This window comes from Chryseobacterium carnipullorum (assembly GCF_900142785.1).
GTDB lineage: Bacteria > Bacteroidota > Bacteroidia > Flavobacteriales > Weeksellaceae > Chryseobacterium > Chryseobacterium carnipullorum.
The window spans coordinates 77,916-101,105 of the sequence record NZ_FRCD01000004.1 but is presented as its reverse complement, the minus strand read 5'-3'; the positions used below and the strand labels follow the sequence as shown (position 1 = coordinate 101,105).

At 37.5% G+C, this 23,190-nt stretch carries 19 protein-coding genes; 14 read left to right on the top strand and 5 right to left on the bottom strand.

Going from position 1 to position 23,190, the window contains the following annotated elements; genetic code table 11:
- Positions 1-279: 279 nt before the first annotated feature.
- Positions 280-1,062, top strand: coding sequence for a hypothetical protein (locus tag BUC06_RS05875; protein WP_073331046.1), 783 nt, complete (start codon positions 280-282; stop codon positions 1,060-1,062).
- A gap of 167 nt (positions 1,063-1,229) precedes the next feature.
- Here the strand turns inward: BUC06_RS05875 and BUC06_RS05870 are convergent, their stop codons facing one another.
- Together BUC06_RS05870 and BUC06_RS05865 are read right to left on the bottom strand one after the other, a co-directional pair.
- Positions 1,230-1,421 carry a cold-shock protein gene (locus tag BUC06_RS05870; protein ID WP_073331043.1) on the bottom strand — a complete coding sequence of 64 codons (192 nt, stop codon included), beginning with the start codon at positions 1,419-1,421 and terminating at the stop codon, positions 1,230-1,232.
- Positions 1,422-1,511: 90 nt separating this feature from the next.
- Complete coding sequence (locus BUC06_RS05865; RefSeq protein ID WP_073331040.1) at positions 1,512-1,703, bottom strand: cold-shock protein; 192 nt, start codon at positions 1,701-1,703, stop codon at positions 1,512-1,514.
- Positions 1,704-2,377: 674 nt separating this feature from the next.
- On the opposite strand from BUC06_RS05865, the gene BUC06_RS05860 reads away from it, so the two are divergent.
- The 3 genes from BUC06_RS05860 to BUC06_RS05850 all read left to right on the top strand — a co-directional run bounded on the left by BUC06_RS05860 (position 2,378) and on the right by BUC06_RS05850 (position 5,769).
- A complete protein-coding gene (locus BUC06_RS05860; protein ID WP_073331037.1) occupies positions 2,378-2,809 on the top strand; it encodes a hypothetical protein in 432 nt (143 codons plus the stop codon).
- 488 nt (positions 2,810-3,297) lie between these two features.
- Positions 3,298-5,319, top strand: a complete 2,022-nt coding sequence (locus BUC06_RS05855; protein WP_073331035.1) for an ATP-binding protein — start codon at positions 3,298-3,300, stop codon at positions 5,317-5,319.
- Between the two features lie 75 nt (positions 5,320-5,394).
- On the top strand, positions 5,395-5,769 hold the full coding sequence (locus BUC06_RS05850; RefSeq protein WP_073331032.1) for a response regulator: 375 nt from the start codon (positions 5,395-5,397) through the stop codon (positions 5,767-5,769).
- A 97-nt stretch (positions 5,770-5,866) separates the two neighbouring features.
- Here the strand turns inward: BUC06_RS05850 and BUC06_RS05845 are convergent, their stop codons facing one another.
- Positions 5,867-6,223, bottom strand: a complete 357-nt coding sequence (locus BUC06_RS05845) for a response regulator transcription factor (RefSeq protein WP_073331029.1) — start codon at positions 6,221-6,223, stop codon at positions 5,867-5,869.
- A gap of 262 nt (positions 6,224-6,485) precedes the next feature.
- Between BUC06_RS05845 and BUC06_RS05840 the strand changes: the two genes are divergently transcribed.
- The 8 genes from BUC06_RS05840 to pgi all read left to right on the top strand — a co-directional run bounded on the left by BUC06_RS05840 (position 6,486) and on the right by pgi (position 18,762).
- Complete coding sequence (locus tag BUC06_RS05840; RefSeq protein WP_073331026.1) at positions 6,486-8,516, top strand: TonB-dependent receptor; 2,031 nt, start codon at positions 6,486-6,488, stop codon at positions 8,514-8,516.
- 80 nt (positions 8,517-8,596) lie between these two features.
- Positions 8,597-9,913 (top strand): PQQ-dependent sugar dehydrogenase, encoded by a 1,317-nt coding sequence (locus tag BUC06_RS05835; protein ID WP_073331023.1) that lies wholly within the window; start codon positions 8,597-8,599, stop codon positions 9,911-9,913.
- Positions 9,914-10,399: 486 nt separating this feature from the next.
- The gene (gene tkt, locus BUC06_RS05830) at positions 10,400-12,409 is read left to right on the top strand and encodes a transketolase (protein WP_073331550.1); all 2,010 of its coding nucleotides are present in this window, start codon (positions 10,400-10,402) and stop codon (positions 12,407-12,409) included.
- 71 nt (positions 12,410-12,480) lie between these two features.
- On the top strand, positions 12,481-12,957 hold the full coding sequence (locus BUC06_RS05825; RefSeq protein WP_073331020.1) for an RpiB/LacA/LacB family sugar-phosphate isomerase: 477 nt from the start codon (positions 12,481-12,483) through the stop codon (positions 12,955-12,957).
- A 212-nt stretch (positions 12,958-13,169) separates the two neighbouring features.
- Entirely contained in the window at positions 13,170-13,793 is a 624-nt protein-coding gene (locus tag BUC06_RS05820) for an HAD family hydrolase (protein WP_073331017.1), read from the top strand.
- Positions 13,794-13,797: 4 nt separating this feature from the next.
- Positions 13,798-15,234, top strand: a complete 1,437-nt coding sequence (gene gndA / locus BUC06_RS05815) for an NADP-dependent phosphogluconate dehydrogenase (protein ID WP_317041431.1) — start codon at positions 13,798-13,800, stop codon at positions 15,232-15,234.
- A gap of 38 nt (positions 15,235-15,272) precedes the next feature.
- A complete protein-coding gene (zwf, locus tag BUC06_RS05810) occupies positions 15,273-16,787 on the top strand; it encodes a glucose-6-phosphate dehydrogenase (protein WP_073331013.1) in 1,515 nt (504 codons plus the stop codon).
- A 319-nt stretch (positions 16,788-17,106) separates the two neighbouring features.
- Entirely contained in the window at positions 17,107-18,762 is a 1,656-nt protein-coding gene (gene pgi / locus BUC06_RS05805) for a glucose-6-phosphate isomerase (RefSeq protein WP_073331010.1), read from the top strand.
- A gap of 6 nt (positions 18,763-18,768) precedes the next feature.
- Here pgi and glk read toward each other — a convergent pair whose 3' ends face one another.
- Positions 18,769-19,845 carry a glucokinase gene (gene glk / locus BUC06_RS05800; RefSeq protein WP_083563984.1) on the bottom strand — a complete coding sequence of 359 codons (1,077 nt, stop codon included), beginning with the start codon at positions 19,843-19,845 and terminating at the stop codon, positions 18,769-18,771.
- Positions 19,846-20,204: 359 nt separating this feature from the next.
- On the opposite strand from glk, the gene BUC06_RS05795 reads away from it, so the two are divergent.
- On the top strand, positions 20,205-21,401 hold the full coding sequence (locus tag BUC06_RS05795) for an FAD-dependent monooxygenase (RefSeq protein ID WP_073331005.1): 1,197 nt from the start codon (positions 20,205-20,207) through the stop codon (positions 21,399-21,401).
- Positions 21,402-21,525: 124 nt separating this feature from the next.
- Here the strand turns inward: BUC06_RS05795 and BUC06_RS05790 are convergent, their stop codons facing one another.
- Positions 21,526-22,011 (bottom strand): hypothetical protein, encoded by a 486-nt coding sequence (locus tag BUC06_RS05790; RefSeq protein ID WP_073331003.1) that lies wholly within the window; start codon positions 22,009-22,011, stop codon positions 21,526-21,528.
- Between the two features lie 528 nt (positions 22,012-22,539).
- Here BUC06_RS05790 and BUC06_RS05785 point away from each other — a divergent pair.
- Entirely contained in the window at positions 22,540-23,136 is a 597-nt protein-coding gene (locus BUC06_RS05785) for a class I SAM-dependent methyltransferase (RefSeq protein WP_073331000.1), read from the top strand.
- Positions 23,137-23,190: the final 54 nt, after the last annotated feature.

The following is a 23,190-nucleotide window of genomic DNA, read 5'->3' as shown; positions in this document are numbered from 1 at the left end:
AGCGCTTCTTAAATTTTGGGAAGTGAAACCCTTGAAAACGGAAGAGAAACCCCTGCTTCCCAACCCGGAGATTAATCCTCCGTTTTCTCAGATATTCCGAAATCAGGTTGTTGAAGAGTATTTAGTTTCTCACTGATTTCTATGGCAAAGTAACAGCAATAGAGAAAGTAACGGTTAGCAGAAATTTGGAAAATATTTGGAAATTTTTCGAATGCCATTGAGGATAGCCGTAAAATTATTTGCTGGAGAAGTTTTAATTTTCGAAAAAATCTGATAACGATGAATCAAGAATTACTACCTGAAAAAAAATTACTGGAAGATGTGTATCTAAAAGCGAAAAATTTAGATCGTGCGACCTCAGATAGTGGCGTATTTAAGGATGTAAGTACCGACCTGATCAATACCCATAAGATCAACCTAAGCTATAAGACAATGCTTGGATATTATGAAAGTTTAGTATTGGAAAAAAAGGAATATAAGAGCATAAAGAAATCAAGTCTGGATGCATTGAGCAAGTATCTTGGTTATAAAGATTATGTACATTACAAAGAGAAAAATGGATTTTTCAGTGAACAATCCTCCAATAATGACATTAGCGTAAGAATTGGTAACGGGATTGATGCATTCACTGAATCGATTAACAGCATTATAATTAAAATTACGCATGCTCCTACATTTAAATTTTCTGAGATGCTTAATAAAAATAATGCAATGGGATTTGGTGTCTTTGGGCTATTTTTAACTGCTGGCTCATTCGCTCATTTTAATGGGTACCTTCAAAAAAAAGATCATATGTATTGGAATGGAGTAGAGTATAGGTTAACTTTTAAGACTGATCTTAATCCCAAACATACTGTTATTCCGCTTGACACTGTGAAGTTTAAATATTTTAGAAAAATTACCCGCCCGGACACTTTAGATATCGTTAACGGATTGAATAATGTTTGGTACTCGAAATATCAGAATAAAGTAGAGTTTTTTACCATGGATGGAGTAAATCCGGATAATCATAAAGCCCTCAAACCCGTAACGGAAAGGATTATTCAAATTCATGCAAACTAAAAATAAATGATGAACAGTGTAGTAGATCCTTTAGATACAATGCAATACAATTTTGGGAGATTTTCAACCGACAAAAAAGCCAGCTGAATTTCAGCTGCCCTTAATTATTCAGCAGGGTATTGGCTGTTGCCATCACTGTGATGATAACATCAGACAGTTTTTTAAATTTAGGCTATTTTTACGTTAACCGCGTTAACGCCTTTGTTGCCATTTTGAAGATCGAATGTAACGACATCATTTTCACGAATAGTATCTACTAAACCTGACATGTGTACGAAAACATCCTGACCACCATTTGAAGGTGAGATAAAACCAAATCCTTTGGCATCGTTAAAGAATTTTACTGTTCCTTGTTGCATTGTATTGTATTATAAAATTGTTGTATTGACTGATAAATTGTATTGGCTGTTGCCATCACTGTGATGATAATATCAAAACAGGTTTTTAATTTAGGCTACTTTTACGTTAACCGCGTTAACGCCTTTGTTGCCGTTTTGAAGATCGAATGTAACGACATCATTTTCACGAATAGTATCTACTAGACCTGACATGTGTACGAAAACATCCTGACCACCGTTTGAAGGTGAGATAAAACCAAATCCTTTGGCATCGTTAAAGAATTTTACTGTTCCTTGTTGCATTATATTGTATTATAAAATTATTGTATTAACTGATAAACTGTTTTTTGATGGTACTATCAAAGCATTGATAATGACATCAAAACAGTAATAAATCGATTTGAAAACAAGAAAGGATGTTGGTATTTTTAGAATCTTGAAATATTCAAGCTGAAAAAAGGGACTTCATCTGATAAATTGATGACAAAAATTAGCGGCTGAAAAAGCGAAGACTGATGGGGAATTGTAAATTCAAGAATTTCAGAAGAAGCGTCGGCAGGAGCCTGATTATTTTACAAATGTACACATAATTTATTGAAAACCAATATTTTTATTTGTTTTTTATTTCTGATGGTAGTATTTGATGCAATGATAATAATAAAAGGAGGGTAGATTTATAATGGTTCGGCTCACTGATTTTTTTTCAGGAATTAAATTTTAAATTAAAGAATCAGCTCCAGAGATAAGAATTTATCACATCTATACATATTGTAAAATATCTTTTCTTTAGTTTCTGCCTTTATTGATGCGGAATGTACAGTCAGTTGAACAAAATATAATACTTTAAAATTCAAATAAATAAGCATTCATCTCACTTTCAACGCTGCAAAAGACGTGAACAATAGGGTTAATGATTTTAAAATGACCATCTGTGGCATAACTTATGATATAGAAAAGAAACACTAAAATCATATCATATGTCGGTAAAAGTAAAGGTAGCATATTGCACCCAATGTAATGGATATTATTCGTCAACCCCAGCAGAAATAGGACATTCTAACCATCCTGATATTATAGATCATTTTTTTTATCACGGTGAACCCTGGTTTACTTTAGATCATCAGACTTTTGCAAAATATAAAAGTTATGAGAATATTGAGATAAGAGTTGTAAAGCTGGCTGATCATGTAAAAAATGATCATGTCTATTGCAGATGCAGCAAGAAAAAATCGGTACAAAGAATAGCTTACCAACAGGAATCAAAAGAACTGAAAATCAACATAGAATCAGTAGAAAAATATCAAATTGATACAGATATCTATTTTAGAGACTTATACTATACTTCAAAGAACTTTCATGGAAAAACGTATCATGGAATAAAAGGTAATGAAACAAGAATGAGTATTTGAGAAAAAAAGATAGGCTAAAACAGCATTTAATTCTATCATATAAAGGATATAAATGTTTTTTATCAATAGAGGTTTAACAAAGAGTTAAGCCTCTATTATTGTAAAGTAACCAACAAAAATGTCAGGATCTTTCCTTTAATCTAGATAGAATCCCTGTTTTTTGCATACCTTAATATACAAAAAGAAAGGTAATAGAAGTGATGATGAAGTTGGAGTTATTTTAATTTTGTTCATATAATTAAATTTCTTACCAGTGTTTTTCTGTACAACAAATTATAAAGTCCTAATCTTGTAATCTTTACTTATGTTAAATCTAATTATTACATTGCCGCGATTAAAAGATTGGAAAAAAATGGCAAATTACGTTGTATATTTGTTAATTGATATTGTTTCAATCCAGCCAGACTTTTGCTCAAACAATTTTTGATTGAATATACATCAACTTAAAAATAGCTTTTTGACCGCACAATAAAATTTTTATACTTCAAATGAATTCTCCAGATTATATCCAATCCGAAAAATTGTTGTCGATACTTTTTTATTCTCCCAATGCTACTGCTATTTATAGTGGATCGGACATTACCATTGTTAGTGTCAATGAGGCAATGCTGAAGTTCTGGGGCAAAAATAGGGAGGTTGTAGGACAGACCTTCGACCAGGCACTTCCGGAGCTTCATGATCAGCCATTTTCCGGTCTATTGAAAGAAGTCTGGAACACCGGACAAACATATAATGGCAGAGATTATCCTGCCATTCTCAAGGTAGACGGGATCATGCAAAAGTTTTATTTTGACTTTGAATACAAGCCCTTTTTAGATGATCAGGGTAATACCGAATTTATTTTGCATACCGCATTTGAAGTGACGGAAAGAAAAGAATCACAAAATAAACTGGAAGAAAAATTCAAGTCGGAACAGCAGCTCATCGATGATCTCTCTGCATTGAATGAAGAATATCTCACAACCAATGAAGATCTCATATCCAAACATGATGAGCTCTATGCTGCAAACAATGACTTACTGTTGGCAAGAAAACAATTGCTGAAAGCCAATCACAGTCTTGCTGAAAATGAAAAACGTTTTAAAACCTTAGTCGAAAAATCTCCTGTTGCCATGGCCTCTCTGAAAGGAGAAAATTTTGAGATTGATATCGTAAATGAGATGGTTTTAAAAATATGGAATAAAGATAAGTCTGTTATTGGACTTCCCTTAATACAGGCGCTTCCTGAATTGGAGGGGCAGCCTTTTATTGAAATTTTAACCGAAGTTTATCATACAGGAGAACCCTATTACGGACAGGAAATTAAAGCCCTTATAACAGAAAATGAAAATCTGGTTGACCGGTATCTCAATTTTGTCTACCAACCGATATTTGATGAGAATAATAAAAGTACTTCCATATTGATTGTTGCCAATGATGTCACAGATCAGGTCATCGCGAGGAATTCCGTCACTGAAATGAACAACCGTTTAGAAATTGCGTTAGATGCAAGCCGTTTAGGTTCAACCGAAGTCGATCTTAAGACCGGGATCATGCAGAGTACCCACCAGTTTAAATATAACTTTGGATACTTACCTGAAGAAGAATTTAATTATTCGGATCTTTTTGATGCCATTTTTCCGGAATATCGCGACAAGATAAGAGCTTTGGTACAGGAAGCCATACAGACCAACGGAATTTATAAAGCCGAATACCCAATAAAATGGAGAGATGGAAGCATTCACTGGATACAGGCCCATGGCCGCCCAAGATATGATGAAAACGGTATTGCCAACAGAATGATTGGAATGACGGCTGACATCACGGATAAAAAACTTATTGAACAGCGCAAAGATGACTTTCTCAGTGTAGCAAGCCATGAGCTGAAAACACCTCTTACCGCTGTGAAAGCTTCCATACAATTGTTGAACCGTATTAAAGAACGTCCCTATTCCGATATTCATGTGAAACTTATTGAGCAGTCCAATAAAGGAATTGATAAGATGAGCGTGCTTATTGACGATCTCCTTAATATGAGTAAAATGGGGCAGGATCAGTTGCATTTGGAATGCAATACTTTTAATCTGCATGATATGTTGCATAAAAGCTGCAGCCACGTTCGTTTAGAGAATGAATATCAGATCATTGTCAATAGTGACAGTAGTCTGCATATTTATGCTGATGAACACAGGATAGAACAGGTGGTTGTTAATTTCGTAAATAACGCCATCAAATATGCAAAGAATTCTAAAGAGATCCATATTTCTACCCAGGTGGTCAACGATCATGTTAAAATTTCTGTCAAGGACTTTGGACCGGGAATACAGCAATCGGAAATACCCCATATTTTTGACCGGTATTACCGTTCCAATCATTTAGGGAAATCCTATTCAGGAATTGGGTTGGGACTCTATATCTGTTCTGAAATTATTAAAAAACATTCAGGTAAAATTGGCGTAGACAGTACCAAAGGAGAAGGAAGTACATTCTGGTTTACTTTACCTCAAAATGTAAAAATTGGACAAAACTAATCATCAAGCTTTGAAATAAGGACAAGGTTTTTTCTTGATTAGTGTATTTCTTTAACGCAGATATAAAATATAAAAATGGAGAATAGAAAAAAGAAAATTTTGGTTTTTGATGATGAAAAAACAATTTTAGATGTTTTTACAATCATTTTTGCTGAAAATGGATATGAAGTTGAAATCTCTGAAACTTCACATGACATACTCGAAAGAGTAGAAAGCTTCCAGCCGGATTTAATTTTAATGGATAACTGGATTCCCAATATAGGAGGAATTCAGGCCCTTAAACTCCTTAGAAAAAAAGAAGAATATAAAAATATTCCTGTGATCTATATCAGCGCCAATAGTGACATCAGCGCACTGGCAAAAAAAGCAGAAGCCGATGATTTCATCGCTAAGCCTTTTGATCTGATGGCTCTTGAAAATCTGGTAGGAAAATTTCTATGTAAAAATTAATGATGAGTTACAAAATCACCGTTTACAAATAATGTAAGCGGTGTTGCTTTTTTTTAATGTTTAGAATATTGGAACTCTAGACGATAGAGCTCTTTAATTAATGAGTCAGATTTTTAATTTTTACAAGGACATCATCGATATCAAAAGGTTTAGCAATGAAATTGTCAGCATGGCATGATTTGATGATATGATCAGCTTTTGCATGAGCACTGATAATCATCACTGGGATATGGGAGGTAGCCGGTTCTTTCTTCAGTTCATTGCATACTTCAGTTCCTGATCCGTCAGGAAGCATCACATCCAGAATAAAAATATCAGGGTTTACAGATAAATCGCGGTTCTTGAATGCCTCTACAGTAGAGAAAGAACGTACATCATAGTTTTCAAATGACAGGAGCAACTGCAATGCATCTCTGATGCCTGTCTCATCTTCTAAAATATAAATTGTTTTCATACCCTTGTTTGGCAAAAACAAAGCCAATGATAAAAGAATTAAATTTTTTTTACATAAAAATTGAGAGCAATGAAAATGAAACAAAAGAAATAAATAGGGTGGAAGAATGCCCTTCATCTGAAAAAAAGAAACCTTAAATCTAAAAAATCCTTCCTTCCGTTAATAGAGAAGTATTCAGTGTAATTACAATATACAATTGAACAGGTCAAAAAGAAAGATCATCTTATAAAGAAAAAGTATAATTTTTGCTTTACCTGATACAATGAAAAAAATATACCTTTTCCTTCCTCTATTGTATGCTCCGTTTGTATGGTCTCAAAAAAGAGATTCGGCAACATTGATATCACAGGTTACAATCGATGCTTACAAAAAACCGGCAAGCTTTATCTCTTCCACAAAGTCTGTTTCCGTAGTTTCTGAAAATGTACTCAGTCAAAATACCCCCGAACGAATGCTGGAATCCATCAATCAGATGGCAGGCGCAAGAATGGAGGAACGCTCGCCGGGAAGTTATAGAATCTCTCTTCGGGGAAGTACTTTGAGGTCGCCATTTGGCGTCCGGAATGTAAAAGTTTATCTCGATGATTTTATTTTGTCCGATGCATCAGGAAATACCTATTTCAACGTGATTTCTCCCGAACTCATTGACAGAATGGAAATCTACAAAGGTCCGGAAAGTGGAGACTATGGTGCGGTTACTGGAGGCACTGTTCTTCTTAAAACTAAAGATTCGGAAAACCTATCTTCTAATGTATCCATCGGAAGTTATGGAACTTTTAATCAGAGTTTTGATTGGTCAGAACAGATCGGAAAACATTTTGCAGAGGTTTTTCAGAATTATTATCAAACAGATTCCTACAGGCAACAATCCAGAGTACAGCGGAAGCAGATTTTCATCAAAGATCGTTTTCAGTATTCAGAAAAGGGATCACTCAAAGCGATGCTTATGTATACGGATCTTGAGTACCAGATCCCCGGCGGATTGACTTTGGAGCAAATGCAGATTGACAGAAAACAGGCAAGACCGGGAACTCCCGCGCTTCCCGGTGCTGTGGTGCAAAACACAGGGATTCGCAATAAAATGGTGTTAGCCGGAATTTCAAACGAATATAATTTCAGTCCGAATTTTTCCCACTTTATTTTAATTCAGGGTTCCTATGTTGATTTTGAAAATCCCTTCATTACCAATTTTGAGAACCGTTTTGAAAAGAATTTTGCGCTACGGACACACCTGAATTACGAGAAAAACTGGAACAACATTTCATTAGCCTACAGATTCGGATTCGAAGGCGGGATTAACGATATTTTAGTTAAAAACTATGATAATAATAAAGGATATGAAGGCAGCCCGCAAAATTTTGACAGGATCAAAAATACTTCAGGCTTCTATTTTCTGTCACAGAAATTCAATGTTAATTCAAAACTATTTACTGATATTTCGGTCAGCCTCAATTCCAATGCCTATCAGTGGGAACGGCTTTATCCGCAGTCAGAAAATAACAGAGCAGTATTTAAGAATCAATGGCTTCCGAATGTTGGAATCACCTATATGCTGGGAAAAGGCTTTTCAATACGAGGAAAGATGGGGAAAGGAAATTCGGCACCCACCAATGAAGAAATACGTTCCTCCACTCAGGAATTTAATATCAATCTGAATCCTGAATTCGGTTGGAATAAAGAATTCGGCATTAGAAAGCAGTTTGGGAATTCTATTTTTGTGGAAGGAAGTTATTTTGACTTCCGGATGAAAGATGCCATTGTAAGAAGGCAAAATGAAGCCGGACAGGAATACTTTGTCAATGCAGGGCAAACAGTTCAGAAAGGCCTGGAGGTTCTGCTTGAATCAAAGAACTTTGATTTGAAAAATGATGTTCTCAGTAAGATCAAATTTAGGTTTTCGGGTGCATTTTACCGCTTTACATTTCAAAACTACCGTCAAAACGAAAGAGATTTTTCAGGGAATGATCTGACAGGAGTGCCAAGAACAACCCTCAACGGCTTAATGAATTTTACCTTTTTTAAAAAACTTTTTGTTGATTATTCCCATTTCTATACTTCAAAAATACCTTTAAATGATGCAAGTTCCGTTTGGTCTGATCCAAGCTTGATCGGAAATATTCAATTCCGGGTTCCGGTAGATCTTGATACAGCAAGCTTGAATGTGTACCTGCAAATTCAGAATCTTTACAATAATGACTATGTTTTAGGCTTTGACATCAATGCTTTTGGGAACCGGCATTATAATCCGGCCTCTAAAAGAAATTTTGTATTGGGTGTTAAAGCACAATTTTAATCCATAGGTCGTTAAATGATAAATGATGAGGTCTGATATTTGTATTGATAGTAATTTTAAACATCACATCTCAAAAAATTATGAAAAATTATCTTTTACCGGCAGCAGTGCTGCTTATGGTCGGCTGCAAAGAAAAAAATAAGTCTGAAAAAGGGGCAGACGGTGCTGAAGTTCTCACACAGACCGATACCTTAAAACTGCCTCCGCCTGACGAAAAAAATTCCAAAAACAAATTCAGTAACGTTATAGGATGGCCCAAGGACAAAGCTCCGACCGCTCCTGAAGGTTTTACTGTAACCCGTTTTGCTGAAAACATTAAAAGCCCCAGAAATATGATCCAGGGCGAAAATGGAGACATTTTCGTGGTGCTTTCCAATTCAGAGCGTTCCGCCACAGAAAAAATAAAAAATGACGTGAGTGGAAAAAGTGGCGCTGAAGTTGATGGAAAATCTGCCAACAGGATCATCCTCTACAGAGATGCCAACAAAGATGGAGTGGCAGAATCGTCGTTTGTATTTTTAGACAACTTAAACCAGCCTTATGGAATGCTCATTATCAAAGATCAGTTTTACGTAGCCAATACAGACGGTCTGTGGGTATATCCGTACAAAGCCGGAGAAACAAAATTAACAAAACCTGGAAAGAAGATCGTTAATATGCCTGCAGGAGGTTACAACAACCACTGGACCAGAAATCTTATTACCAATAAAGACCAGTCTAAAATTTATATTACGGTTGGCTCCGGAAGTAATGTGGGCGAGAACGGAATGGAAAATGAAGTGAGAAGAGCGAATATTCTGGAAGTAAACCCTGACGGAAGCGGCGAGAAAATATATGCAGCAGGACTCAGAAATCCGGTGGGAATGAGCTGGAATCCTGTAACCGGAGAATTGTGGACCGTAGTGAATGAAAGAGACGAATTAGGCGATGAACTGGTTCCCGACTATCTTACCAGTGTGAAACAAAATGCATTTTATGGCTGGCCGTATGCCTATTTCGGGAAAAATGAAGATCCCAGAAGAAAGGGCGAAAAGCCTGATCTGGTAGCCAAAACAATTGTTCCGGATGTTCCTTTGGGAAGCCACACCGCCTCTTTAGGGTTAACATTTTATACCGGAGTTCAGTTTCCTGAAAAATATAAAAACGGAGCCTTCATCGGACAGCATGGTTCATGGAACCGTTCATCGCTGGTAGGCTATCAGGTCGCATTTGTTCCTTTTAAGGACGGGAAAGCCTCAGGACCTTACCAACCTTTCCTTACTGGTTTTATCTCCAATGAAGCTAAAGGCGATGTCTATGGGAGACCTGTAGGGGTGCTTCAGATTGCGGACGGATCCTTATTGGTGGCTGATGATGTAAGTGGCATTGTATGGAGAGTTTCTTATCTTAAAAAATAATCTGAACAATAAAAGCAACTGACAACAGTTGCTTTACTTTTTTTAAAAAATTCATAATGAGTTAAGCGCTGAGCCAGGGATTAATAGAAAGTAAAATAGAATCTTTCGATTGGCAATAAAAAACTGAAAGTTAGATCTTAAAATGGTCACAGTTTTGATGTAAAATCCAGAGTAGTACATTACTTATTTTATTTTTTTATTTAATTCAGATAGATAAAAAAAAATAGTATAGGCAGCATTCGTTAGTATAAAATTAACCAATCATGATACACAAAACTGTTGAGGTCAGATTTTTTAAATCATCAGCTTCAACGTGCATTGACAAGATTTATTTTGATGTTTACCCCTATCTTTTTGCCCGTATAAATTCGAAATAAGTGAGGAACTTTTATCGAATGTCTTTTAATGATGTCAGTAACGACAGACGCTTTATTTAATTGTAATCTTCGTAAAAGCGGAAAAATAAGTAAAAAAAGAAATATAAAAATGGAGAATAAAAATTTAATTCAGAAAAGTATTGATACCGTAAGAGTTTTGGCAGCCGATGCCGTACAAAAAGCAAATTCCGGACATCCCGGAACGCCCATGGCCTTAGCCCCATTAGGTCATATATTATGGTCCGAGTTCATGCATTATAATCCTCAAAATCCAGAATGGGCAAACCGTGACAGATTTATTCTTTCCTGTGGTCATGCATGTATGTTGCAGTATAGTTATCTGCACTTGACCGGTTACAATATTACCCTGAAAGACATTGAAAATTTCAGACAATTACACAGCATTACCGCAGGTCATCCCGAATACGGACTTACTCCCGGAATTGAAGTAACAACAGGTCCGCTTGGGCAGGGATTTGCCAATGGAGTAGGAATGGCCATTGCCCAGCAATATATGGCTGAACGTTATAATCAACCGGATTTCAATATTTTCGATTATAAAATTTATGCAATTTGCAGTGACGGTGATCTGATGGAAGGCGTTTCAGCCGAAGCTGCATCATTAGCAGGCCATTTAAGGTTGGGAAATATGATTTATTTCTATGACAGCAATCATATTACGATAGAAGGTGATACTGATCTAGCGTTTGATGAAGACGTATCTAAAAGATTTGAAGCCTACGGATGGCATGTGCAGGATCTGCCGGACATCAATGATCTGGAAGCTTTGTCCAATGCGATAAAGAATGCACAGAATGAAACCGGACGTCCGTCACTGATAAAAGTCCGCAGCCATATCGGGTACGGAAGTCCTAATAAACAGAATTCTGCTGCTGCACATGGGTCACCCTTAGGGAAAGATGAGGTTCGTCTGGTGAAAGAACATTTCGGTTTTGATCCTGATCAGAATTTTGTGATCCCTGATGACGTTTCAGCCTTTTATCATGAAGCAGGAAAAAAATCTGCTGAAAATGAAGATAAGTGGAATAAACTCTATGAAAATTATAAGAAAAGACATCCAGATCTTGCCAAAGAATATGAATCTATCGCTTCTGGAAAGTTACCCGAAGGATGGGAAAAAAAGCTTCCCGTATTTGAACCCGGTGAGGAAATAGCCACCCGTAAAGCTTCAGGAAAAACACTGAATGCGATTGCAGAATATTTACCACAGTTGATCGGAGGTTCCGCGGATTTATCCCCTTCCACCGATACCGTTCTTGAGGCTTACCAATCCTTTTCAGCGAAAGATCGTGACGGACGTAATTTTCATTTTGGAATCCGTGAACACGCAATGGGATCAATCCTCAACGGAATGGCTCTCAGTAATTACTTAATTCCGTATGGAGCCACATTTTTAATATTTTCAGATTATATGCGTCCACCGCTTAGGTTGGCTGCCATCATGAAAATACGTCAGATTATGGTGTTTACCCACGATAGTATTGCTCTTGGCGAAGACGGAACGACCCATCAGCCCGTAGAACAATTGATTGGATTACGAACGGTTCCCAATATGACTGTTATCCGACCAGCGGATGCCAACGAAACGGCACAGGCCTGGCGCGTAGCCATTGAACATCAAGATGGACCAGTCGCTATTGCATTAACCCGCCAGGGAATTCCGGTGATCGATCAAAACAAATATGCAAGCGCGAAAAACCTCGAGAAAGGGGCTTATATTCTTTCAGATTCAGAGGGAGAACCGGATATGATTCTTATTGCCACCGGATCAGAAGTTCATTTGATCCTTGAAGCACAGGAGGAATTAAAGAAAAGTAACATTAAGGCAAGAGTGGTAAGTATGCCATGCTGGAATTTATTTGATCAGCAGACTGATGCTTATAAGGAACAGGTTTTACCAAAGAAAAACAGAAAAAGACTGGCGGTAGAAGCAGGGTCTCCGGTGGGCTGGATGAAATATACGACCGACGATGGTGATGTGATCGGAATAGACAAGTTTGGAGAATCTGCACCGGCAGAAGAAGTGATGAAAGAATATGGATTCACCGTAGAAAATGTAGTAAAAAAAGCGAAAGATTTGTTTTTGAAGAAGGAATAAATTTTTTCACGAACTTAGTATAGATCCTTTTCTGTTAAAAAATCATTTCAGAACTCAATAAAAAAAGAAAAATGTCAAAAGTACTGAGAAAAATAGGTATTTGCGCGGATCACGGCGGTTTTGAACTCAAAGAAAGAATGAAGTCTTTTTTAGTTGAAAATCAATTTGAACCGATAGATTATGGCGCAATGAAACTCGATAATACAGATGACTTTCCGGATTATGTGATTCCACTTGCAAAAGCGGTAGCTGCCGGAGAAGTGTTCCGCGGCATCGCCATTTGTGGAAGTGGAGTCGGTGCCTGTGTGGCGGCCAATAAAATTTCCGGTGTCAGAGCGGCTTTAATTACGGATTATTTCTCGGCGCACCAGGGGGTAGAAGATGATGATATGAATTTAATCTGTCTTGGTGGTCGTGTGACGGGCTATGCAAGTGCAGAAGAGTTGGTTCTGGCGTTTCTCAATGCCCGGTTTATTGGAGCAGAAAGACATCTTCGCCGATTGAAAAAAATTCAGGATTTGGAAAATAATGATCTGCGCAGACTTTAATAATGGATGGAAATTGCAAACCATTAAAAAAAGTTGATCAGTTAAGGGAAATGAAGAAGAGATCCACGGATTTCTTTAAGCTGTTCATCCTAGAGCAAAATTCAATAAAGTATGCTGAAAATCTCAAGAAGAATCTTAGTGGATGAAATCTAAGGTTTACTAAATAAGCTGTCAGTAGCGGTTCCGGGTAGTAATAACATAAAAAATAAACAATGACTGAGTTTAACGTATCGAAAATAAAAGTGATCTTTATGGATATTGGTGGGGTATTGCTTACCAATGGCTGGGATTACAATTCGCGGGAAAAGGCTGCGGAAATTTTTAATTTTGATTTTAAAGAAATGAATATTCTGCACAATTTCATCTACAATGTTTTTGAGATAGGAAGCGTTTCATTCGATCAATATTTAAATACCGTTTTATTTCATAAACCTCGTGATTTTACGAAAGAGGAGTTTAAAGAATTTATTTTTTCCCAATCTACAGAATTGCCAGACCTCCTGGAATGGCTGAAAAAATGGAAAAAACAAACCGACTTGCCCTTATTTGCCCTCAGTAATGAAAATGTAGATCTTAACGAATATCGGATTCAGACTTTTAAATTACATGAAGTCTTTGACGGCTTTTTCTCATCCTGTTATGTTGGGGTAAGAAAACCTGATCCGCGAATTTTTAAAATGGCAATGGATATCGCTCAGGTTAAACCCGATGAATGTATTTATTTTGACGATAGACCAATGCTGGCAGATGCTGCTAAAAATATGGGAATTAATAGTATCCTGCACAAAGACTTTGAAACGACGAAAACAATTCTCGAAAATTTTACTCGAAAATAATAATATGATGGAACACGAAAATAAAAATCAAAACGCATTCGGAATGATAGGTTTGGGGACAATGGGCTCCAACCTTTTACAGAATATTGCCGACCATGGTTACCCTTGTGCCGGATACGATAACAGTTTGGATAAAGTAAATGCCCTTAATCATTTAAACAATCAAAATATCCATGGATATTCAGATCTGAAGGAATTTACCGACAGTCTTAAAAGTCCGAAGACGGTGATGTTGCTGGTTCCTGCCGGTGAAATCGTCGACAGTGTTATTAAAGAATTGCTGGCTGTTTTGGATCAAGGAGATATCATTATAGATGGCGGGAATTCACATTATACCGATACCGAACGAAGATATAAAGAATTGGAAGATAAGGGTCTTCATTTTGTAGGAATGGGTGTTTCGGGAGGTGAAGAAGGAGCCAGGAGAGGTCCAAGCATGATGCCCGGCGGTGATAAGGAAGCTTACGAAATCATAAAACCCATTCTGGAAAAAATTGCCGCTCACGTCAATGGTGAACCTACCGTTGGTTTTATGGGAGATCGTTCCGCGGGTCATTTTGTAAAAATGGTACACAATGGAATTGAGTATGCGATCATGCAGCTCATCTCTGAGTCCTATGAAATCATGAAGAAAGGACTTCAAATGGACAACAGCCAGATTCATGAAGTCTATAAAAAATGGAATGAAGGTCACTTAAAATCTTATTTGTTAGAAATTACCACTGATATTTTTACGTACAAAAATGAGGGGGAAGACCATCTTTTGCTGGATAGTATCAGGGATGAAGCTAAAGCCAAAGGAACAGGTAAATGGACCTCCCAGGCGGCCATGGATTTGCATCTTCCCACTCCGATCATTGACATTGCCGTTTCGATGCGTGATCTTTCCAGTTTAAAAGAGCTGCGGGTGCAGGCTTCGAAAATATATCCGGATGTAACCGAAATGCAGTATCAGGAAAATAAGAGTGACTATCTGGATAAACTGGAGGATGCTTTTTATTTTGCTATGGTTTCCGCTTACGCTCAGGGAATGCATTTGCTCTATCAGGGAAACGAAGAGTTTAAGTATAACCTGAATTTAGATTTGATTGCAAAAATCTGGCGTGGGGGCTGTATTATCCGCTCCGAATTTTTAGAAGATATTTATGCTGCTTTCAACAAGAATCCTAAACTGCAACATTTACTTTTGGATGAAACCGTTGCAGAAAGTCTTACTAAAAGCATTCCGGGCATTCGCACTGTCGTTTCTGATGCGGTGACCCACGGTATTTCTATACCGGCGTTTTCTGCGGCATTAAGTTATTTCGATGATTTCCGCAGTGAAAATATGCCGACCAATCTCATCCAGGCACAACGTGATTATTTCGGCTCACATACTTATGAACTGAAAGGGAAAGAAGGCGTTTTTCATACCGAATGGATGGACAACAGCAAAAATTAAATTGTTTTTTTAATCAGAATTTTTATAAAAATTAAGTAATGGCAAACCTATCAAATATAAAAGTAAATCCCACTGTTATCATTATTTTCGGAGGTAACGGAGATTTAACCAAACGAAAAATTATTCCGGCTTTATACAATCTTTTTCTTGAAAACCGGCTTCCTGAACAATTTGCTATAATCGGGACTTCAAGGACCGATTTTACCGATCAAAAATATCGCGATTCTTTATTAGCGGGAATTAATGAATTTTCCAGGACAGGGAAAGCTAAAAAAGAGGAATGGGCAAAATTTTCTTCAAATATTTCTTATCAGGCATCGGATATCAAGGATGTCGCTTCTTACAATGAGTTTGATTCAAAAATCAATACCTTGAAAGAAGAGTGGAAGCAAGACCCTTCAATATTATATTACTGCGCAGTTTCGCCGGATTTATTTTGCACCATCGCAGAGAACATTTCAAAAAGTAAATTAGACAATAATAAGGAAACCACACGCATCATTATTGAAAAACCATTTGGCAGGGATCTCGAATCTGCAAAGGCTTTAAATACAAAGTTGCTGACGATTTTTGATGAAAAACAAATTTACAGAATCGACCATTATTTAGGAAAAGAGGTCGTTCAGAATGTAATGGCTTTCCGCTTTGCCAATACGATCATGGAACCGCTTTGGAACCGTACGCATATTGAACATGTGCAGATTTCTGTTACCGAACAGATTGGGGTAGAAGACAGAGGCGGATATTTTGACCATTCCGGAATTTTGAGAGATATGATTCAAAATCATTTGCTGCAATTATTGTGCATCATCGCCATGGAACCGCCTGTTAACTTTGATGCCGATCTTGTGCGTGACCGGAAAGTAGATGTTTTGAAAGCGATACGAAAAATTGTACCGGGAACAATTGATACAATGGCGGTGAGAGGACAATATGGTCCGGGTTGGGTACAAGGAAAAGAAGTTTCCGGATATCGTGAAGAAGTGGATGTAGCCCCGGATTCTAACACCGAAACCTACGCCGCGATGAGATTTAATATCGATAACTGGCGCTGGCAAGGCGTTCCTTTTTATCTGCGAACCGGGAAAAGACTTTTTAAATCAGCTTCGCATATTATCATACAGTTTCGGGAAGTTCCTCACAATATGTTCAATAACGGAGAGCAAAATGTTCTAAAACAGAACCGATTGATCATCAGTATACAACCCGATATGGCGATCAGATTTCAACTCGAAAGCAAAATACCAGGTCTTGAAATGAATTTAAATACGGTAGATATGGTATTTGATTATTCAGCGAAAACAAAAACAGATGCTCCGGAGGCCTATGAAACCCTCTTGCTGGATGTTATTTCAGGAGATCAGACTTTATTTATGCGCGCAGATCAGGTAGAAGCAGCCTGGGAAGTGGTCATGCCGGTTCTTGATTATTGGGAAAACAATACAATGAACAACTTCCCGAATTATCCTGCCAACTCCTGGGGCCCTGAAAATGCAGACGCTCTGATCGCAAAAGATGGCTTCCACTGGATCAATCTGCCTGACAAAAAATAAGAATACAGAGTGGCTGTTTACATTCTATTCAATAATTGATAAACATCCAAACCCTTAAGAACATTGAAGAAGGTAAGGTTAAGTAAGAAAAATCAAATAGATTTTTAAATACATCTTAAAGCGAAGCTAAACTTAATATTCTTCACTTCTTAATAAGATCTTAATGGTAAAAATTTATAGATAATGACAATGAAAGTGACCGATTATTTATAGATGGTGAAAAATTTTAAAATGTAAACAGGCTCTTAATTTTTAGATTCTTCCTTAATCTTAGCAAAGCTTCTTAGAAAGTAAAATATTAATAGTAAAAAAATAAAAAATGTTTCCTACAATAAATCCCACAGAAACAGCAGCCTGGAAAGCATTACTGGCACACCATACCGAAATAAAAACCGTTCAGATAAAAGACCTTTTTACAAAAGATTCCAAAAGGTTTGAGAAAATGTCCATTACATTCAATGAGATCCTTTTTGATTATTCTAAAAATATCATCACTGATGAAACTCTTGAAAAACTGCTGCAGCTGGCGGAAGATTGTAAGGTGAAAAATGCGATGGATGCCATTTTTGCAGGTGAAAAAATCAATGGAACAGAAAACCGCGCCGTGATGCATACCGCCCTGCGAAATTTTTCAGAACAGTCTATGAGTATCGATGGAGAAGATATTATGCCGGAAGTTCGCGAAACCCGTGAGAAGATGAAGGCTTTTTGTGAAAAAATTCATAGCGGAGAATGGAAAGGATATTCCGGGAAAAAAATTAAAAATATTGTCAATATCGGGATAGGAGGAAGTGATCTGGGACCTGTGATGGTTACCGAAGCGTTAAAACCTTATTGGATAGAGGGAATTCATGCCTATTTTGTTTCCAATGTGGATGGAACTCAAATTGTGGAAACTTTAAAAAACTTAGATCCTGAAGAAACACTTTTTACGGTTGCCTCCAAAACGTTCACCACACAGGAAACAATGACCAATGCACAAACAGCCCGTGACTGGTTCCTAAAATCGGCTAAAGATGAAAAATTTGTCGCTAAACATTTTGTCGCTCTTTCCACTAACAAGGAAGGCGTGGAAAAATTTGGAATTGATCCCGAAAATATGTTTGTTTTCTGGGATTGGGTAGGCGGTCGTTACAGTCTTTGGAGCAGTATCGGACTTTCCATTGCGCTCACCATAGGATATGATCATTTTGAAGAATTACTTAAAGGCGCTGAGTCAACTGACCAGCATTTCAGAACGGCAGATTTTAAAGAAAACATTCCTTTGATCATGGCTTTAATAGGGTTGTGGTATAACAATTTTTTTGGTTCGGAAACAGAAGCCATATTTCCTTATGATCAGTATATGCACCGTTTTCCGGCCTATTTTCAGCAGGGAAATATGGAGAGCAACGGAAAACATACCGACCGGAATGGAAATGATGTCACCTACAGCACCGGACCTATTGTTTGGGGGGAGCCCGGAACCAACGGACAGCATGCGTTTTATCAATTGGTTCATCAGGGAACTCATTTGATTCCCTGTGATTTTATTGTACCGGCAATCAGTCATAACCCTGTCGGAGAGCATCACAAAATATTGGTTTCAAACTTTATCGCCCAAACTGAAGCTTTGATGAACGGGAAAACCGCAGAGCAGGTTGCCGCCGAATTAAAAGATGCAGGAATGGAAGAATCAGAGATGGAAAAATTAATTCCGTTTAAAGTTTTCACCGGGAACAAGCCTACCAATTCCTTCTTGCTTAAAGAGATTACCCCTTTTTCGTTAGGCGCACTGACGGCACTGTATGAACACAAGATTTTTGTGCAGGGAGTGATCTGGAATATTTTCAGCTTTGACCAATGGGGCGTGGAACTGGGTAAACAGTTAGCTACCAATGTACTTCCACAACTGGATAATAACGATGAAATAGATTCCCACGATGCTTCTACCAACGGATTAATCAATGCGTATAAAAAGTGGCGAAATAAATAGTTGTTATCATTTCAAAATTCCCATTGCCGCATAGTAAGCTGCTCCCATTAAAGCTGTTTTATCATTAAGCACGACTTTAATGGGAATGGTTTTTAGCAGGTGTTCCATTCGTCCGACGTTGATGAAATTTTTATAAAATTCTTTTTTATCAATCAGACTGAGAATTTTTGGAGGAATTCCGCCACCAATATAAATTGCGCTGGTCGCTTTTGCTTTTAAAGCCAGTTGGCTGGATTCTACAGCCAGGTATTTTAAGAACAGCAGCATGGTTTCAACACATACGGAATCCTTTTTTTCTATGGCTGCTGAAGATATGACTTTGGAGGGGCTGTCACCCTTTAACTGTTCCGTGAGCCAGCCGGGTTCTTTTTCACCCCTGTAATTTCTTAAAAAATCATATATATTGTTGATGCCCTGTCCGGAAATCACTCTTTCCCAGCTTACGTGTTTAAATTTATGATGTAAAAATTTCCATAATTCCAGATCCAGTTCATTGCCTGGGGCAAAATTAGAATGTCCTCCTTCTGTGGCATAGGGATGATAATAGGCCCCGTCCCAATACATTCCCGCTTCACCAAGACCTGTTCCCGGTGAAATAACGACCGCATTCCCTTCGCTTTTTTCTCCTTTGGAAATTGTTTCAAAGTCGGAAGCTTTAAAGGCAGACAGGCCGTAAGCATTGGCCTGAAGATCGTTGATTAACAATACCTTCTTTATTTCCAAATCAGCTTCTAATTTTTTGGCGTCGATTTCCCAGGCGAAGTTAACGCCCCGGACTTTATCACCATCTACGGGACCGGCTACTCCTAAACAAGCGCAGTCAATAACAGAAGTTTTATCTTCGTGAAAATGCTGGATTGCCTTTACGAATGAATTGTGATCTGTGGTGGCGTATCGTTCACTTTTGATGGCAACCAGTTTCTTTTTTTTTATCTGGAAAAGCGCCAGTTCTGTTTTAGTTCCGCCCACATCTGCTGCTAAGACAATTCCTGATTCAGGTAATGTCTTTTGTCCGGAAGGATAGGCCATTGATAAAGTCGTATGTGACAAATCAGGTAAGCTTATTTCTTTAAAATTCTTCATAGGGGTGGCGCATTGGTAATCAACAGGTTAATTTAGCGAGATTTTTTGACATTTAATTGTTTAAATACGTTATAAAAAATATAATATTTTCACAGTCAGTCTTTTTTATATTCAAAATAATTTCATCATTTTAAAACGTATTCGTATTTTTAGTTATATACTTAAAACGTAAACATTAGCTCCTTGTCATTCCTATTACAAAAACTGGATAATCACCATCATGACCTATTTATAAATTATAAAGGCCTGAGTCTGGAGGAGATTTCCCAAAAATCAGAGGACTTAAAAAAGGCAGATAAAAATCGTATAAAAAGTAAGTGAGGGCATTGTATCAATTACAAATTTAGCATAAAAACGAAATGAATAGTAAAAATAAAGTACTCATCTCCGGGGCAAGCATTGCAGGTCCAACCTTAGGGTTTTGGCTGGCTAAATATGGCTTTGAGGTAACCATAGTGGAGCGTTCCCAATCGTTGAGATTAGGCGGTCAGAATCTGGATATCAGGGGAGCCGGGCGCGCCATCGTAAGAATGATGGGCATTGAGAAAGAAATACTTGCCGCCAATACCGGAGAGATAGGATTACAGTTCATCAACTGTGATAATCAGGTGGAAGCTGAATTTCCAGCAGAAGGCAGTGGCAGTTTTACGAGTGAAGCCGAAATACTCAGAGGTGATTTGGTGAATATCTTATATGAACACACTAAGAATGATGTACACTATGTTTTTGGGAAATACATTACAGCCATACATCAGGGACCCAATAAAGTTGAGGTTACATTCAGTGATAACGAAAGTGGATCGTTCGACTTATTGATTGCTGCTGATGGAGTTCGGTCTGCCACGAGAAAATTAATTTTTGGGGATGAGCCGGAATTAAAATTTTTAGGGCATTATAATGCATGGTATACGATACCCAGACTGGAAAGCGATACGCAATGGGCACGCTGGTATACAGCACCTGGATCGCGGGTAATGCTTCTGCGTCCCGACAATCATGGTACGATAAGGGCTTCCTTCAGCTTTCTATCGGATGATAAAGGATATCTCAGTCAATCGGATCGTGAACAAAAAAAAGTGCTGAAGGAGAAACTTTCGGGTGCCGGATGGGAAGCGGAACGATTGATGAAAGAAATCGATAATAACAGCGAAGTGTATTTTGATGGCATCAGTCAGGTGAAAGCACCCCGATGGTTCGATGGCCGGGCGGGCATGATTGGTGACGCTGCTTATTGCCCGACCCCTTTAACAGGGATGGGAACTACATTAGCTATGGTGGGGGCCTATTTATTGGCGGGTGAACTTTCACGTCATGACCACCACGAAGATGCATTTGCAGCGTATGAAAAACGGATGCGTCCATTTGTAGAAAAAGTTCAGAAGTTACCTCCTGGAGTTCCCTGGTTGGCACATCCTAAATCAAAACTTGGCGTTACCGTAGTGAATAAGGCAGCGGCCCTTTTAGCCAGTCGTCCTGTCAAGATGGTGAGCAAACTGTTGAGGAGTAAAGAAAAAGAGGTGACTAAAGATGACATTGAGCTTCCTGTATTTGAATAGAATTTATTTACAGAAGTAATGAAGAATAAAAATCTCCAAAGCTGTGAGACTTCGGAGAGTAAAGGTGCCATCGAAATGTTTTATTCTGGATTAATAAGACTTCTAAAATATTCACTCTAAGCGTTTATTTTTTTGGTTTAAGGGAAAAATTATCCACATACACTGCCTGATGAACTCCATTCAACAAAACTTTCAGACCCAAACTTGAATCTTTTTTTAAGTAGATATCAAATCTTTTTTTATCTCCCGTTATTTTTGAGGGATTAGCGATTGAAACATATGATTTTGAATCCGATGGGTTGTTGATGGAGAACATTTCAAGCGTAGTTTCTCCTCCGTTGTCGGATATATCAAAAGAAAGCGTATAGGTTCCAGCTTTGATTTTTGGAGTAATGAGGTACATGTTTTCTCCCGGGCTGCTCATCGAATAAAATATAATTCTTTTATCATTGGCATACAGCATGGCTTTTCCCTGTTGAGCAGTCCAGCATTTGCTGATATCCTTCCAGCTATCAAAATTTTCTGTAATTGCGGATACACTTGTGCACTGTGCATTGACGGTTAGAAATCCTTCTAAAGTCAAAATTCCTGCAAGTAAGATTTTTCTCATAGATCAATGTGAGGTAAAAATACTTAAAAAAGCTTGTATAGAAAAGACATTGTTTAATATTCTTAGACAATATTAGTGCAGGATAGGAGAGTAATAACGGGTCAGTATGGCGGTTATGAAAGATCGCACTTTTCATAAAGACAAAATTAAATGTTCAAAGAAAATAAGCGTTGCATGTACGGCTCAAAAAAAATGTTTGTACGGCTCACGATCCATTAAGATGGTATTGTCATTGATACTAATCAATGGGTGAAAATTATACACTATTAAGGATCAATTTAAATGTTAATAAAGTTAATCTCTTTAAGTGGATCGGCTTAAAGATGAGAAGCCATGATGGTGGGGAAGATCTCAAGAGTGGACGTTGTTACGTTCTTATTTACTAAAACAGAAAAACCAAAAATGCTTTATCAGTCATATTGTTGTGGGATCTGCCTGTCAATTTTACTTTTTTAACATCAGTTTGTAGGTTAATCCGATTATTTTTATTATATTAAAAATTACTTGCGGCAAAGAAAAATTTATGTTATGATTTTTGAACATCTCAAACTCAATATAGAAGTTAAAGACAGTACTTTTAATGAACTTTATCCAAATCACATAAGAGAATTGGCGAGTCAACACTGGACCCCTGTAGATGTTGCCAAAATGGCGGCTGATTATCTCGCTGAAAAGCCTGATAGTAAAATATTGGATATCGGTGCCGGTGTCGGAAAATTTTGTCTGGTTGGAGCGGCTTCCACAAAAGGAATGTTTTTTGGGGTTGAGCAAAGAGCTTCTCTTACTAAAATATCAAAAAAAATAGCTGACCGTTATAAAATTACCAATGTAGAATTTATACACTCCAATATCAATGAAATTTCCTTTTTTGATTATGATGCTTTCTACTTTTTTAATTCTTTCTACGAAAATATGGACACAATTGGTTCAATTGACGATAAGATAATGCCGGATAAAGATTTATATTATTCTTATTCACAATACGTCAAAGAGCAGCTTGATACAACTCCTGTTGGAACACGCTTGGTTACATATTGGAGCAAATGGGATGAAATTCCTGGTAGTTTTGATTTGACAGGGACTGCATTTAATGGATTATTGAATTTTTGGAAAAAAATTATATAGGTAAGAATCGTGGGGTTCTGATTTTCAGAAACTACGCGACTTTTTTCCAGTCCT

Bases quoted from the DNA above. Each gene is read 5' to 3' on its own strand.
- BUC06_RS05875 (WP_073331046.1), top strand. From the start codon at position 280: ATGAATCAAGAATTACTACCTGAAAAAAAATTACTGGAAGATGTGTAT.
- BUC06_RS05870 (WP_073331043.1), bottom strand. From the start codon at position 1,421: ATGCAACAAGGAACAGTAAAATTCTTTAACGATGCCAAAGGATTTGGT.
- BUC06_RS05865 (WP_073331040.1), bottom strand. From the start codon at position 1,703: ATGCAACAAGGAACAGTAAAATTCTTTAACGATGCCAAAGGATTTGGT.
- BUC06_RS05860 (WP_073331037.1), top strand. From the start codon at position 2,378: ATGTCGGTAAAAGTAAAGGTAGCATATTGCACCCAATGTAATGGATAT.
- BUC06_RS05855 (WP_073331035.1), top strand. From the start codon at position 3,298: ATGAATTCTCCAGATTATATCCAATCCGAAAAATTGTTGTCGATACTT.
- BUC06_RS05850 (WP_073331032.1), top strand. From the start codon at position 5,395: ATGGAGAATAGAAAAAAGAAAATTTTGGTTTTTGATGATGAAAAAACA.
- BUC06_RS05845 (WP_073331029.1), bottom strand. From the start codon at position 6,223: ATGAAAACAATTTATATTTTAGAAGATGAGACAGGCATCAGAGATGCA.
- BUC06_RS05840 (WP_073331026.1), top strand. From the start codon at position 6,486: ATGAAAAAAATATACCTTTTCCTTCCTCTATTGTATGCTCCGTTTGTA.
- BUC06_RS05835 (WP_073331023.1), top strand. From the start codon at position 8,597: ATGAAAAATTATCTTTTACCGGCAGCAGTGCTGCTTATGGTCGGCTGC.
- tkt (WP_073331550.1), top strand. From the start codon at position 10,400: ATGGAGAATAAAAATTTAATTCAGAAAAGTATTGATACCGTAAGAGTT.
- BUC06_RS05825 (WP_073331020.1), top strand. From the start codon at position 12,481: ATGTCAAAAGTACTGAGAAAAATAGGTATTTGCGCGGATCACGGCGGT.
- BUC06_RS05820 (WP_073331017.1), top strand. From the start codon at position 13,170: ATGACTGAGTTTAACGTATCGAAAATAAAAGTGATCTTTATGGATATT.
- gndA (WP_317041431.1), top strand. From the start codon at position 13,798: ATGATGGAACACGAAAATAAAAATCAAAACGCATTCGGAATGATAGGT.
- zwf (WP_073331013.1), top strand. From the start codon at position 15,273: ATGGCAAACCTATCAAATATAAAAGTAAATCCCACTGTTATCATTATT.
- pgi (WP_073331010.1), top strand. From the start codon at position 17,107: ATGTTTCCTACAATAAATCCCACAGAAACAGCAGCCTGGAAAGCATTA.
- glk (WP_083563984.1), bottom strand. From the start codon at position 19,845: ATGAAGAATTTTAAAGAAATAAGCTTACCTGATTTGTCACATACGACT.
- BUC06_RS05795 (WP_073331005.1), top strand. From the start codon at position 20,205: ATGAATAGTAAAAATAAAGTACTCATCTCCGGGGCAAGCATTGCAGGT.
- BUC06_RS05790 (WP_073331003.1), bottom strand. From the start codon at position 22,011: ATGAGAAAAATCTTACTTGCAGGAATTTTGACTTTAGAAGGATTTCTA.
- BUC06_RS05785 (WP_073331000.1), top strand. From the start codon at position 22,540: ATGATTTTTGAACATCTCAAACTCAATATAGAAGTTAAAGACAGTACT.